Below are 13,162 nucleotides of genomic sequence, written 5' to 3' on the forward strand. Positions count from 1 at the left end.
TTCATCCTCAGTGAAACTTGCAAACTTGTTTGATTAATTTAAGATCAAGCGCTTGTTACTTTCCACGAGAACTATTGTTTTGAGCAAATCCTTGACCTCTATTTGTATTTTGCGACTTTCTGCGATTGGCGATGTGTGCCATGCAGTGAGTGCTGTACAGGCGATCCAACGCGCACATCCGCAAGCGAAAATAACGTGGGTGATAGGTAAAGTGGAAGCCATGTTGCTGGCTGACCTACCCGGTGTTGAGCTCGTCGTATTTGACAAAAAGCAGGGTAAAGCCGCGCTCAAGGCGTTAAAGGCAAAGTTCAAAGGGCAAAAGTTTGACGTATTACTACATATGCAGGTTGCGTTAAGAGCCAACCTTGTTGCGCGAGTTATTCCTGCAAAGCAAAAAATAGGCTTTGATAAAGGGCGCTCAAAAGAGTTACACAGTTTGTTTATCAACAAGCGGATCGCACCTCAAAAGTCGCCACATGTGCTTGAGGGTTTCCAAAACTTTGCCCGTGCAATTGGGGCTGAGTGCGGTGAGCCAACATGGCAGATGCCCGTGACGGCAGCTCATCAAGCTGCGGCAAAATTACTGTTGCCCGAAGGGAAAGTGTTTGTGATATCGCCTGCGGCAAGTAAAGCCGAGCGCAATTGGCTTCCTGAGCGTTATGCTAGGGTTGCAGATCATGCTGCTGCATTGGGGTTTCACGTGGTGATAACGGGTGGTCCAACGGAACTTGAGCAAAACTTAGCAGCCGAAATTCAACAATACAGTCAAGCTGAGTTATTAAACTTAGTGGGAAAAACTGACTTGAAAACCCTACTTTGTGTGTTGGAGCAAGCCGAATTGGTGCTAGCACCTGATACCGGGCCTGCTCATATGGCTGTGACAGTTGGAACGCCGGTGATCGGTTTGTATGCTCACTCCAACCCAACTCGCACAGGGCCATACTTGTATCAGGACTATGTGGTTGAGGTTTATCATCAAAATCTCATTGCGCAAAAGAGCAAAACCGCAGAGCAATTACCTTGGGGAGCACGCGTAAAAGGTAGCGAACTCATGTCTCAAATTTCCGTTGATGCAGTAATTACGATGTTTGATCGGGTAATAAAAGAGCAGAGGATTGTGACCAATGCATAAGGCTGTATTTTTAGATAGAGACGGCGTTGTTAATAAAGATCACGCCTATGTTCATAAAATCGCGGATTTTGAGTTTATCGACGGGGTATTCAGTGCCTGCCAAGCATTTAGCAAAGTCGGTTATAAAATTGTGGTCGTGACGAATCAGTCGGGTATTGGTCGAGGTTACTATAATGAAGCACAATTTCACGCGTTAAACGAGTGGATGTGCGCGCAGTTTATGGCGCATGGTGTTGACATCGCTGGTGTTTATTTTTGTCCTCACCACCCTGAAAAGGCACAAGGCCCATATAAAGTAGAGTGTGACTGTCGTAAGCCTGAACCCGGGATGCTGCTGCAAGCGATAGTCGAGCATGACTTGGATCCTACGCAAAGTATTATGATTGGTGACAAAGTCTCAGACATCAAGGCTGCCCGCGCTGCTGGCGTAAAAACAGCCATTTTAGTTGAGTCTGGGCAGAGTTTTAGTCAAGAGCAACAACAGCTCGCGGATAAAGTATGTGCGTCGTTGGCGGAGGTACCAGCCGCACTATCTTTGTCTGAGTAAAATAAAGTTTGCTGCCAGTTGTCGCAAATCGTGCATTTATTGTGTGAACCTTTTAAAATAAAGATATCTTTTAATGTACCAGGTATGATTGAATTGGTACGTTCCAATTAACTTGAGCTAATTAGCACAAGCGTTAACTTCTGATAGTGAGAATGACAACCGTCTATGGCGATGCGTAGCTTACTATCACCGTGCAAAAAATGGAGACTCCCAGATGAGAGCATCGGCCTTCTACAGCCAGCTTCAGCAACAAATTGAAGAAGTAAAAGCTGAAGGATTATATAAAAAAGAGCGTATTATCACTTCTCAGCAGCAAGCTGAAATTGCAGTATCGACTGGCGAAAGTGTAATTAACTTCTGTGCTAATAACTATCTAGGTTTGGCGAACCACCCAGAGCTAATTAAAGCGGCGCAGGGCGGCCTTGATGACCATGGTTTTGGTGTCGCGTCGGTGCGCTTTATCTGTGGTACGCAAGATATTCACAAAACGCTTGAAGCAAAGATCAGTGAATTTCTAGAAACAGAAGATACTATCCTTTACTCTTCATGCTTTGACGCCAATGCTGGTTTATTCGAAACTATCTTAGGCCCTGAAGATGCAATTATCTCGGACTCATTAAATCACGCTTCTATCATTGATGGTGTGCGTTTATGTAAAGCTAAGCGTTTCCGCTATGCTAACAACGATATGGCTGATCTTGAGCAGCAGTTAATAGCCGCTGATGAAGCTGGTGTGAAAACCAAGCTTATCGCCANGGCGTATTCTCAATGGATGGCGTTATTTGTAACTTAAAAGCGGTTTGTGACTTAGCGGATAAGTACGACGCATTAGTGATGGTTGATGATTCACACGCGGTGGGCTTTGTTGGCGAAAATGGCCGCGGAACACCGGAATACTGTGGTGTATTAGACCGAGTGGATATTATTACAGGAACGCTTGGTAAAGCGCTTGGCGGTGCATCGGGCGGTTATACCTCTGGTAAGAAAGAAATCGTGGAGTGGTTACGTCAGCGTTCACGTCCTTATTTATTCTCAAACTCGCTAGCGCCTTCAATTGTTACTGCTTCAATCAAAGTACTAGACATGATGAAAGAAGGCGATGCCCTACGTGCTAAACTATGGGATAACGCAGCTTACTTCCGTACTAAGATGGAAGCTGTTGGCTTTACTTGTGCGGGTAAAGATCACGCGATTATTCCAGTTATGTTAGGCGATGCCAAAGTGGCCTCAGAAATGGCTGACAGACTGCTAGCTGAAGGGATCTATGTGATCGGTTTCTCTTATCCTGTTGTGCCAAAAGGTCAAGCTAGGATCAGAACACAAATTTCAGCTGCGCATACGACTGAGCAGCTAGACAAAGCAATCGAAGCCTTTACCCGTATTGGTAAAGACCTAGGCGTCATTTAATTTTGCCACCGGCATTAAACCGGTGCAGCTAACGAGCGAATACTATGAAAGCATTATCCAAGTTGAAAGCTGAAGAAGGAATTTGGATGGCGGATGTGCCAAAACCGGAAGTAGGGCACAACGATCTATTGATCAAAATCCGTAAAACAGCAATTTGTGGTACCGACGTACACATCTACAAATGGGATGAGTGGGCACAAAACACGATCCCAACTCCAATGGTTGTGGGACACGAATACGTAGGTGAAGTGGTCGATATGGGTCAAGAGGTGCGTGGTTTTAGCATTGGCGACCGAGTATCTGGTGAAGGTCATATCACATGCGGTCATTGTCGTAATTGTCGTGCTGGCCGTGTTCACCTATGTCGTAACACCATTGGGGTAGGTGTTAACCGAGAAGGTTCATTTGCAGAATACCTAGTTATTCCTGCTTATAATGCGTTTAAGATCCCCGACAATATTTCTGATGAACTCGCTTCTATCTTCGACCCATTCGGTAATGCAGTGCACACCGCATTGTCGTTTGACTTAGTTGGTGAAGACGTACTCATTACTGGTGCTGGCCCAATTGGTATTATGGCTGCGGCAGTGGCGAAACACGTTGGTGCACGTCATGTGGTGATCACAGACGTAAACGAATATCGCCTTGAACTTGCCACTAAAATGGGTGCTACGCGAGCAGTAAATGTGGCCAGCGAAAGCCTCGAAACGGTTATGAAAGATCTTGATATGACAGAAGGATTTGATGTTGGACTTGAAATGTCAGGGGTTCCTTCTGCATTTAAGGGTATGTTAAACAGCATGAACCATGGTGGTAAGATTGCAATACTGGGCATTCCTCCTTCTGATATGGCGGTGGATTGGAACCAAGTGATCTTCAAGGGTCTAGTGATCAAGGGTATTTACGGCCGTGAAATGTTTGAAACTTGGTACAAAATGGCAAGTTTGATCCAGTCAGGCTTAAACCTTGATCCAATCATTACACATCAGTTCCATGTTGATGACTTCCAGACAGGCTTTGATACGATGATTTCAGGGCAATCAGGTAAAGTTATTCTGAATTGGGATTAATGCTCAACTTTGCTTAGTGCATGAATGAGTAGTTATAATAGAAAGGCGGCTAGGTCGATACGGCTTAAGCCGTCTTTTATTTTTTAGTTTTAAATGGGTAAAACATGTCTTTTAAACATATTTCAGTAGCAAACACGCAAGCGCTTTTAGGCAATGATGATGTTGTGGTAGCAGACATTCGCGATGAAAATACTTTTGCACAAGGGCATATTCCAGGCGCTGAACATTTATCTAACGCTAATCTTGCGCATTTTATGCAGGAAAAAGAGTTTGACCAACCAATCGTGGTTGTGTGTTATCACGGTATCTCCTCACAAGGCGCTGCTAATTACCTAGTAGAGCAGGGCTTTGAAGATGTTTATAGTATGGATGGTGGTTTTACGCAGTGGGCAAGTGAATTGCCAAACGAGATTGAAAAGTGAAGTTAATAGCCCATTATCACAATGCACGGCTAGCACAAGGTGCAGTCGATTATTTTAAGACGCAAGGGATTTACTGTGTTTTGCAAAGTCACGATGGGCAACAAGTTGAAGTTTGGCTAGAGCGTGGTGATGAAACGCTTGCTATGCGCCTTTGGCAAACGTTTTTGGAGCAACCCGAGGCTGAGTTATATCAAGCGGCTTCTTGGCAAACCGGAAGTACACAAGGATTATTTAGCTACCAAGGTGAAAACTTAAACTTAGCACGGCGATTTTTGGGATTAAACTGGTTATTACAGGGGATTTTTGGTGTCAGTATTATTATTTTTATCGCCATGTTATTTGGTGACGCTAATGGCATCTTTTCTGCGCTACGTTTCTCCCTAGATAAACCTTGGACTTGGATAGCACCTACACTCATACATTTTAGCGCCATACATTTGATTTTTAATTTAAGCTGGTGGTTACACCTTGGCGCGCAAATTTCAGAGAAACTAGGACTCTGGGCATTAGTTTGCATCTACTTTGTAACTGGCTTAACCAGTAATTTTATGCAGTTCCTATTCGTTGACGCTAATTTTGGTGGGCTAAGTGGTGTGGTCTACGGATTATTAGGCTTTTGCTGGGTAATTGGTCATCGAAATCCTGCTGGAGCCGCTTTGCTCTCTAAGCCTGTTGTTGGCTTTATGTTGCTTTGGATGTTGTTTGGATTTACGGATATGTTTTTTATCAATATGGCTAACTGGGCGCATTTGTTCGGATTGCTATCAGGTATGTTGGTTGCGGTATTTTGGCCTATCAACAGGTTGCTCAAAGAAAATAATTAATTATGTATATGAACTCGGGATCAAGCGTTTCCGAGTTCTTGTGTGAGCGGATTGAACTAGTGATATAAATATTTAGTAAAAAGCACATCTCGAACAATTTCCTGCCCAGTTTCTTCTTTTAGCAGTGTCTTTAGCTTTTCCGCACAGCGTTTTCTGATTTCTTCTCTACCAGTTAATGATTTAATAGTTTCTTCGTTTTCTTTACTCAGGATCTGTACAATTGCATCTCTTAGTAAAGGTGTATGATGTTCAACCACGGCAATATTTGCAACGTCATTTAACATTAGATCAACGGTAACACGGACATAACCGAGCTTTTTGTTGGACTGGCCTATGTAGTTTGTGATGATATCTGGCTCAAACCCGTAATACCCAATAGTTGAGTCCGCTTTTACAGGGGAAGTCGTGGTTAATGCAATGCATAATGTGAGTACAACAGCCAACAGTCTCATGTTTAATTAGGTATCCTAATACAAATTACTTTTTACTTAGTTTATACATAATTGCGTTGATTTTACAGTTGGCTTCAGCACAAACATAAACTTTTTAGAAAGCCTCTGCTCTGCTATTATGACCGCGGATTTTTAAAACGGAAATAGAACGTTGCCTTTGCTATTACCCTTAGAACGCTCTTGGCTGAAGAATACGCAGTTGGTGGATATTGAGCCTACACTTTCTCCCTACTTACTAGAGACCCAATCTCTAACCGCAAAATTAAAAGAAACTTGTGATAAATTTTCTGTGACTGTGCTTGCTAATGAACTCAGAAACGCTCCAGGTGCGTTACGTACAGATCTTTCTGAGCAGGTTTGGTGCCGAGAAGTAACGCTAAATTGTAACGGTAAAGCAGCTGTATTTGGACAAAGTTGGCTCAATGAGGAGGCATGTACTGTCGGAATGGATGCAATTGGTGAGACACCTTTGGGTGAGTTACTGTTTACTGATTCAAACTGGCAGCGCGGGACCCTTGAGTATCTTCGTTTAGCTACTTCTGACTATCCGGCGCTGATTGAACTTATTGCACCCACCACTGGCGTCGTCCCAGAGAGTTTATTTGCCAGAAGAAGCTGGTTTAAAAACGGCAAAGCAAAGATTTTAGTTTGTGAAGTCTTTATATCGGAAAGCTTCTATGATTGATCACCTGAAATGGCAGGCTTACAGCCAACTTATGCGATTAGATAAGCCAATCGGAACTTTACTATTATTGTGGCCAACACTTTGGTCACTGTGGTTTGCAGCTGAAGGTGTCCCAAGTATCTGGCTTATTGTTATCTTTGCTCTGGGTGTATTAGTAATGCGCAGTGCGGGCTGTGTTATCAATGATTTTGCCGATCGCAAAGTTGATGGGGCTGTAAAGCGTACAGCGACAAGACCGCTTGCAAGAGGGGCCGTGACGAGTAAAGAAGCGCTAGGTCTATTTGCTATTTTGGTCGCAGTGGCTTTTATTTTGGTGCTTTTTTTAAATTGGCAAACCATTGCGTTATCCTTTGGAGCGCTTGCATTAGCCGCTGTCTACCCTTTTATGAAACGTTATACAAACTTACCTCAAATTGTACTTGGAGCAGCCTTTAGCTGGGCAATACCGATGGCTTTTATGGCAGTAAATCAAAGTGTGCCAGTACTTGCTTGGATATTGTTTACTGCGAATTTAATATGGACTGTCGCCTATGACACTATGTACGCCATGGTAGATAGGGATGATGATTTGAAGATTGGGGTAAAGTCTACTGCGATTTTATTCGGCAAATGGGATCTCCATATTATTGCGTTGCTCAACATCACATTTATCGCGATGATGGCGGCAGTTGGTGTAACGTTTGACTTGAATCTCGCTTTTTGGTGCGGCTTACTTGCAGCTTCTGTGTTACTTATTAGGCAGCAATATGCCATACGTTACAGAGACAGAGACAGATGTTTTTGGGCTTTTTTAAACAATAATTATGTTGGCTTGGCGATTTTTTCCGGGGTCGTGCTTGGGTTTTTACCGCTCTAAAGCGGATTATTAAAACGGGCAAGTAATATAGATTATTTGCCCGCTTTTTTAGCAACTAATAAGTTACTGTTTGCTTGCTAGATGAAGATGCAGCATCCTCAATTAGCTCAAGCAAGTGATTTATATGCGCATTAGAACCAACTTGGTGATTGGTTTGTACAATCAATTGTTCTCTGTCCAATGCCTTATTGGTTTTTAAGAAAACTAAGTTAGGATCTTGTGCGATAGTTTTTGAATGTTCGATACTAGCAATTGCAAAGCTATTGCTATTCTTCAAGCCATCAATTACTTGTTCAATATTACCAATTTTAACGCTCGTTGATTTGTTTAACGAGTCAACGGCTTCATTAAGCATACTTTGTACTTGCTTCGACTGTGAGAAACAGCCATACATAGGATAATGGGTTAATTCGGATTTTCTGATGCTGTCTTGATTTGCTAGAGGATGATTTCTCGAAACAAATAAAACTAACTGATCAGGCAGGTGAATATCACTCACTATGCTATTTGCACTTTGTAAATACACGCTGATATCAATCTCACCAAGTTGCAGCTTACGAGTAAGCTCCAGCTCATCTTGCAACTGCATTTCGATCTTCACATTAGGGTACTGAGCTAAAAACTGACCGCAAGAAACTGGTACGATGCTGCTAGCTTGAGTCGTATAACCAATAATTAACTTTTGATTGTCACGACCAAACAAGCTTTGCTTGATGGTTTTCTTGGTTAAATCCAGTTCAGATAAGGTTGTTTTGCAATACTTTAAGAAAAGCTCACCTTGCTCAGTGAGTTTTACTGAACGTGTAGAGCGTTTAACAAGTTCACAACCAATTTCATCTTCAAGGGTTTGGATGCTTCGAGTAAGCGCTGAAGTGCTGATCTGGGTTTGTTCTGCGGCTTGTCTAAAATGTCTAAGATTGCCTAATGCTACGAACTGCTCGAGTTGTTCAAATCTCATGTGAAATTCCTTTTAATTTCAACTAAAACACATTTATTACGTCTTTTCCCAATAATAATACACGAAGTGGGAAAAAGAAAGTGAAGTTTTTACATTCTGATTACAAAGCTAGTCAGGATACCTGTCACGTATCTCAATAAATTGTTCCAGATTTTTTAGAAAAAGGTCAACCAATTTGGGTTCAAATTGTTTACCACTTTGAGTATTTAGCAAATCTATTACTTTATCTAGTGGCCAAGCGGGTTTATAACAGCGCTCACTTCCTAGTGCATCAAAGACATCTGCCAGTGCAGTGATCCTGCCGACAATGTTAATTTGCTCTCCCTTTAAACCTCTAGGATATCCTGAACCATCCCACTTTTCGTGATGTTGATGAGCGATTAATGCACCACATTGCAAAATCTCATTTGTTGAATTTTTTAAGATTTCAAACCCTTGCTGTGCATGGGTCTGCATGATTATCCATTCTTCATCCGTGAGTTTTCCAGGTTTATTTAGTATTTGATCTGGAATACTGATTTTGCCAATATCATGAAGTGGAGAGGCCAGTTTAATGATCTCTGCTTGGTAGTGAGAAAGCCCATATAACTGCGCCAGCAGCATACTATAATGTGCCACGCGTTTTACGTGTGAGCCTGTTTCTTTCGAGCGTTTTTCGACGGCTTCACCCAGAATGTAAGAAAGCTCTTTTTGAGAATCTTTGACGGTTTCACGCAACTTTAAGTTGTCGTAGGCTAGCGCTATATTGTTTGCAAAAAATTCAAGTAGCTGAAAGTCCATGCTATGAAGTTCGCTGTCTTTACTCACATAAATCATCGTTTCACTTCCTTCTCGAGAAGGGAAGTAGCCAATATATTCATTACGAGTTTTTATCGATGTTTTTTTATTATGTGTTTCTATGAACAGGTTTTGTACATTCTCAGGTAAGGTAACATTACTGGGTTCTACGCCCGCTCCTGAGGCCGCAAGGAGTTTAAATTTTGCAGGTTCATTGGCTTGATGGTTTACTGCTGCTGCACAATATATTTCCGAATCAGATAATCCCATAACAGCGGATACATGGGATAATATGGTTGATGCAAAATCCTGAATATTGCTGCACTTCAAAAAGTTAGAAGATGCATCAATAATGCGCTCAAGGCCCATTTTGTGCTTTTCGATGGTTTGAATATCCCGATGAGCGCGTAAAGCAGAATAGAGTAGTGTTTTTAGCTTGACGGCAGTGAGCTCGGTTTTGTTCTTATAGTCATTAATATCGTAATCGCGAATGACCGATTCTTCTGGGGCTTCTCCTGGTTGCCCTGTGCGCAGCACAAGACGAATATCAAAGTTTGCTAAGTCATCGCGGATATATCGTACTAAATCAAGCCCGGCATGGTTACTTTCCATTACGACATCAATGAGACCTACAGAGATATTCCGCTCCGTGTCCAAGATGGCTTTTGCTTCTTGTGCAGAGTAGGCGTGATGAAATCTCAGTGCTTTATTCTCAAATCGAAAGCCAGATAACACTAATTTAGTCACTTGGTGAATGTCTTCTTCATCATCTACAACCAGAATATCCCAGTAGGTTTCGGCCATTTTATTTGTAGGGCTTTCTAGCACTTCATCTGAGAACAAAAATCCGCTCACAGATTGCTCCTCTTTTTATGCTGACTCAACGTTAGTATAGTCGGCAGTAACAAGGCCGCTAATCTTGTTGTGGTTTTTTCTCGATATTTTGCAATTCTAGTTCGATTGCATCGCAAGAAATGTGGATTTCATAAAGAGAAAGTAACAATGACAAGGTTAGGCTACAGAGACTTGCGCCAAACAATGTGATACCAAGCAAGGATATTTCAAGAAATAAGGCAAACATTGAAGACGTACAAAGTAAAAATGCAATTACGCCCCACACTTGCATTCGTCTGATTAATCTAATTCGTTTTCTTAAGTTTTCGATTTGTGCTTTAACCAAAGGCCTTATGGTATCGCCTTCTCGGGCGTTTAATTCACGGATCAATTGTGCAAGTACCAAAAAGCGATTGGTGTAAGCGAGTAATAACAAAGAAATTGCTGGGAATAATAGGCCTGGTGTTGTTAGAGTCATAGTCGTACTTTAATGGAATAGCGTGATGATTAAGTGTGATGATAATGAATCATTTTATCAAGAAACAAATGAGCACATTGAGTGCTAATTTAATAGAGAAGATAATGTAATGAGTGAACCGTCTTTTCACTGGGTGCAATTGTGCGCTATTAGTGGCTTTGTTGAAGCACATTTACTCAAAGGCCAACTAGAACAAGCGAATATTCAGGTTCGCTTACAAGGTGAACATTTGTCAGGTGCTATTGGTGAAATTCCAGCAGAGCAAGCAGCCATCAAGCTCTTTGTTTATGCAATAAAGTTACCCGAGGCTCATGAAATATTGGTAAACTATAACAAATCACGTCATCGCAGTGCCGCCGAGCTGTCGGATTGGCTATGTAACCACTGTGCAGAATTAAATGGTCCAGCGTTTGAATATTGCTGGCAATGTGGAAATAAGCATGAGCAAAGCAAATAACTTTCAAAGAATTAGAGAGTTAAATTATCTTCAAAAGGCAGTCTTAGGCGCTGCTATTATTGAGCGTATGTTGCCAAATTATTCACTATTTAGTGAGGCAACGGGTTTTGGCGACGAGCAAGTACTCAGAAATGCGCTGAATTTAATTTGGGAGAAAATACTACTGCCAAAGAGCAAAATTAGCTTAGAAAAGTTGGTTGAAAAGGTAGAACCAAATGTACCTGAGCTCAGTGAATTTGATATGTTTGGTACCTATCCCGCAATTGACGTAGCAACAGCGCTGTTGGGCATGTTGCAAGGTTTGATGACAAAAGATGAGCATGAGTTTGTGAGCGTTGCCAAAATTTCTCAGGCAACGGTAGCTAAATACATCGAGTTTATGTTGATGGCGGAAGATATATCTCCAACGAATGAGTTAGTGCGTGAGCACCCGCAGATGCAGTATGAAATTGAAATCCTCGCTGAGCTTATCGAACATGTGGAAAATATGGGGCGTATTAGCAGCGAATCGGTGAAGTCGCTAAAGGATTTGGCACTAGCTGACGGCCAAACAAATATTGGTTTGGAACTTGAGTAGTTGATTTCGTATAATCAGCGGCTGCAGTAAAGAGTTTGGAGAAAGTAACTTGCGTATTTTGGGTATAGAATCCTCATGTGATGAGACGGGTATTGCTATTTATGATGATGAGCAAGGGCTGTTGGCACATCAATTATATTCTCAGGTAAAAGTACACGCCGATTATGGTGGGGTAGTGCCTGAACTTGCTTCTCGTGATCATGTACGCAAAACAATTCCTCTTATTGAAGCTGCTTTCGCGCAAGCGGGTTGTGGTCCAGAAGATCTTGATGGCATTGCTTATACCGCAGGGCCGGGTTTGGTCGGTGCTTTGTTGGTTGGCACCTCAATTGGTCGCTCGTTAGCATTTGGTTGGGGGATCCCAGCCGTTGCCGTACATCATATGGAAGGCCATTTGCTTGCCCCTATGCTTGAAGACGATAAACCAGAGTTCCCATTCGTTGCGTTGTTAGTTTCTGGTGGCCATACCATGATGGTCAAAGTCTCAGGTATCGGTGAGTATGAGGTACTTGGTGAGTCAGTAGATGATGCCGCTGGTGAAGCATTTGATAAAACCGCAAAGCTACTCGGTCTTGATTATCCTGGCGGCCCAATGCTTGCGAAAATGGCGACACAGGGTAAAGCAGGGCGATTTACTTTTCCAAAACCGATGACAGACAGACCTGGTCTGGATTTTAGTTTCAGTGGATTAAAAACTGCAGCGGCAAACACGATCCGTAATGAAGGCGATGACGAGCAAACGAAAGCTGATATTGCTCATGCCTTTCAAGCTGCGGTCGTAGAAACACTAGCGATTAAGTGTAAGCGGGCACTGAAAGAAACAGGCATTAAAAGCCTGGTGATTGCAGGTGGCGTCAGCGCCAATACTGAACTTAGGCAAAAGCTTGAGCGCATGATGCTTGGCATGAAAGGGCAAGTATATTACCCACGCACTGAATTTTGTACAGATAATGGGGCGATGATAGCTTATGCAGGAATGCAGCGCCTAAAAGCAGGTCAGCATGCGCCACTTGATATGAAGACCAAACCGCGTTGGCCGCTGGATAGTCTAGAAAAAGTCTAGGTCCTAGTCTTTGGATTTTTTCCCCACCTTGGGCTCTTTACCACTTAAGAGCCTTTTAATATTTGCCCTATGACGAATAATTATCACCACAGTTAAAAAGCTAACTGGCACCGTATAAAGCGGTTTTATCCACCATGTGTAAAGTGGCGCAGCTGCAACTGCGACGATCGCTGCGAGTGAAGAGTAGCGTGTTATCGCTAGCACCACGAGCCACGTACTAATCAATAGTCCACCCAATGACAAGCCGATGGGCAATAGTGCACCAAATGCTGTTGCTACTGCTTTACCACCGTTAAAGTGGAAGAAAATAGGATAAATGTGACCAAGGCATGCGCTTACGGCTATTGCACCTAACCATACAGGTTCTATTTTCAGAAAGTAGGCTCCCCACACTGGGATGGTTCCCTTTAAAATATCAAAGACGAGCACCAGCGCAGCTGGGATCTTTCCTCCCAATCTTAATACATTGGTTGCGCCTGGATTATTAGAACCATTAAAGCGTGGATCTGGCAGGTTGAATAACCGACACACCAGAATCGCTGAGGAAATCGATCCCAATAAATAAGCACATACGCACATTAAACTGATTAACACTGTCTTCCTTATTTTTTATTGCGTTATTT

The 13,162-nt window shown here is 42.5% G+C and carries 15 protein-coding genes and 1 pseudogene; 11 read left to right on the top strand and 5 right to left on the bottom strand.

The annotated features are described in order from the left end of the window. Positions 1–79 precede the first annotated feature (79 nt). The 6 genes and pseudogenes from CKO50_RS21490 to glpG all read left to right on the top strand — a co-directional run bounded on the left by CKO50_RS21490 (position 80) and on the right by glpG (position 5,402). Positions 80–1,132, top strand: a complete 1,053-nt coding sequence (locus CKO50_RS21490) for a glycosyltransferase family 9 protein (protein WP_176474728.1) — start codon at positions 80–82, stop codon at positions 1,130–1,132. Beyond that, a complete protein-coding gene (gene gmhB, locus CKO50_RS21495) occupies positions 1,125–1,679 on the top strand; it encodes a D-glycero-beta-D-manno-heptose 1,7-bisphosphate 7-phosphatase (protein WP_095729825.1) in 555 nt (184 codons plus the stop codon). The genes CKO50_RS21490 and gmhB overlap by 8 nt, the downstream gene beginning before the upstream one ends. A gap of 214 nt (positions 1,680–1,893) precedes the next feature. Further along, a pseudogene (locus CKO50_RS21500) lies at positions 1,894–3,086 on the top strand (glycine C-acetyltransferase). Between the two features lie 44 nt (positions 3,087–3,130). Then, entirely contained in the window at positions 3,131–4,156 is a 1,026-nt protein-coding gene (tdh, locus tag CKO50_RS21505; protein ID WP_095729826.1) for an L-threonine 3-dehydrogenase, read from the top strand. 104 nt (positions 4,157–4,260) lie between these two features. Next, positions 4,261–4,578 (top strand): thiosulfate sulfurtransferase GlpE, encoded by a 318-nt coding sequence (gene glpE, locus CKO50_RS21510; protein WP_095729827.1) that lies wholly within the window; start codon positions 4,261–4,263, stop codon positions 4,576–4,578. Continuing rightward, complete coding sequence (gene glpG / locus CKO50_RS21515; RefSeq protein ID WP_095729828.1) at positions 4,575–5,402, top strand: rhomboid family intramembrane serine protease GlpG; 828 nt, start codon at positions 4,575–4,577, stop codon at positions 5,400–5,402. The genes glpE and glpG overlap by 4 nt, the downstream gene beginning before the upstream one ends. Before the next feature lie 56 nt (positions 5,403–5,458). Here the strand turns inward: glpG and CKO50_RS21520 are convergent, their stop codons facing one another. Further along, positions 5,459–5,854 carry a flagellar basal body-associated protein FliL gene (locus CKO50_RS21520; protein ID WP_095729829.1) on the bottom strand — a complete coding sequence of 132 codons (396 nt, stop codon included), beginning with the start codon at positions 5,852–5,854 and terminating at the stop codon, positions 5,459–5,461. Positions 5,855–6,005: 151 nt separating this feature from the next. Here CKO50_RS21520 and CKO50_RS21525 point away from each other — a divergent pair, with 151 nt between their 5' ends. Then, positions 6,006–6,539 (top strand): chorismate lyase, encoded by a 534-nt coding sequence (locus tag CKO50_RS21525; RefSeq protein ID WP_095729830.1) that lies wholly within the window; start codon positions 6,006–6,008, stop codon positions 6,537–6,539. After that, positions 6,532–7,395, top strand: coding sequence for a 4-hydroxybenzoate octaprenyltransferase (gene ubiA, locus CKO50_RS21530; RefSeq protein ID WP_095729831.1), 864 nt, complete (start codon positions 6,532–6,534; stop codon positions 7,393–7,395). Before CKO50_RS21525 ends, ubiA begins: the two co-directional genes overlap by 8 nt. 55 nt (positions 7,396–7,450) lie before the next feature. Here ubiA and CKO50_RS21535 read toward each other — a convergent pair whose 3' ends face one another. From CKO50_RS21535 to CKO50_RS21545, 3 genes are all read right to left on the bottom strand, one after another. Then, positions 7,451–8,353: a LysR family transcriptional regulator gene (locus CKO50_RS21535; protein ID WP_095729832.1), complete on the bottom strand. Its 903-nt coding sequence runs from the start codon at positions 8,351–8,353 to the stop codon at positions 7,451–7,453. 108 nt (positions 8,354–8,461) lie between these two features. After that, positions 8,462–9,985, bottom strand: a complete 1,524-nt coding sequence (locus CKO50_RS21540) for a DUF3369 domain-containing protein (protein ID WP_095729833.1) — start codon at positions 9,983–9,985, stop codon at positions 8,462–8,464. Between the two features lie 58 nt (positions 9,986–10,043). Further along, positions 10,044–10,442, bottom strand: a complete 399-nt coding sequence (locus CKO50_RS21545) for a DUF2721 domain-containing protein (RefSeq protein ID WP_095729834.1) — start codon at positions 10,440–10,442, stop codon at positions 10,044–10,046. Between the two features lie 109 nt (positions 10,443–10,551). On the opposite strand from CKO50_RS21545, the gene CKO50_RS21550 reads away from it, so the two are divergent. Genes CKO50_RS21550 through tsaD form a run of 3 tightly spaced genes read left to right on the top strand, consistent with a single transcriptional unit; the run spans position 10,552 to position 12,539 of the window. Further along, a complete protein-coding gene (locus tag CKO50_RS21550) occupies positions 10,552–10,899 on the top strand; it encodes a DUF2007 domain-containing protein (protein WP_095729835.1) in 348 nt (115 codons plus the stop codon). Continuing rightward, complete coding sequence (locus CKO50_RS21555) at positions 10,883–11,476, top strand: YjaG family protein (RefSeq protein ID WP_095729836.1); 594 nt, start codon at positions 10,883–10,885, stop codon at positions 11,474–11,476. Before CKO50_RS21550 ends, CKO50_RS21555 begins: the two co-directional genes overlap by 17 nt. A gap of 49 nt (positions 11,477–11,525) precedes the next feature. Further along, the gene (gene tsaD, locus CKO50_RS21560; protein WP_095729837.1) at positions 11,526–12,539 is read left to right on the top strand and encodes a tRNA (adenosine(37)-N6)-threonylcarbamoyltransferase complex transferase subunit TsaD; all 1,014 of its coding nucleotides are present in this window, start codon (positions 11,526–11,528) and stop codon (positions 12,537–12,539) included. Between the two features lie 3 nt (positions 12,540–12,542). On the opposite strand, the gene plsY is transcribed toward tsaD, so the two are convergent. Beyond that, positions 12,543–13,133 (bottom strand): glycerol-3-phosphate 1-O-acyltransferase PlsY, encoded by a 591-nt coding sequence (gene plsY / locus CKO50_RS21565; protein ID WP_026000874.1) that lies wholly within the window; start codon positions 13,131–13,133, stop codon positions 12,543–12,545. Between the last annotated feature and the right edge of the window lie 29 nt (positions 13,134–13,162).

Source organism: Pseudoalteromonas sp. HM-SA03 (assembly GCF_002289345.1).
Classification (GTDB): Bacteria; Pseudomonadota; Gammaproteobacteria; order Enterobacterales; family Alteromonadaceae; genus Pseudoalteromonas.

Excerpts from the sequence above, each read along its gene's own strand:
- CKO50_RS21555 (WP_095729836.1), top strand. The coding sequence starts at position 10,883 with ATGAGCAAAGCAAATAACTTTCAAAGAATTAGAGAGTTAAATTATCTT.
- gmhB (WP_095729825.1), top strand. The coding sequence starts at position 1,125 with ATGCATAAGGCTGTATTTTTAGATAGAGACGGCGTTGTTAATAAAGAT.
- ubiA (WP_095729831.1), top strand. The coding sequence starts at position 6,532 with ATGATTGATCACCTGAAATGGCAGGCTTACAGCCAACTTATGCGATTA.
- glpE (WP_095729827.1), top strand. The coding sequence starts at position 4,261 with ATGTCTTTTAAACATATTTCAGTAGCAAACACGCAAGCGCTTTTAGGC.
- CKO50_RS21520 (WP_095729829.1), bottom strand. The coding sequence starts at position 5,854 with ATGAGACTGTTGGCTGTTGTACTCACATTATGCATTGCATTAACCACG.
- CKO50_RS21535 (WP_095729832.1), bottom strand. The coding sequence starts at position 8,353 with ATGAGATTTGAACAACTCGAGCAGTTCGTAGCATTAGGCAATCTTAGA.
- CKO50_RS21550 (WP_095729835.1), top strand. The coding sequence starts at position 10,552 with ATGAGTGAACCGTCTTTTCACTGGGTGCAATTGTGCGCTATTAGTGGC.
- tdh (WP_095729826.1), top strand. The coding sequence starts at position 3,131 with ATGAAAGCATTATCCAAGTTGAAAGCTGAAGAAGGAATTTGGATGGCG.
- CKO50_RS21545 (WP_095729834.1), bottom strand. The coding sequence starts at position 10,442 with ATGACTCTAACAACACCAGGCCTATTATTCCCAGCAATTTCTTTGTTA.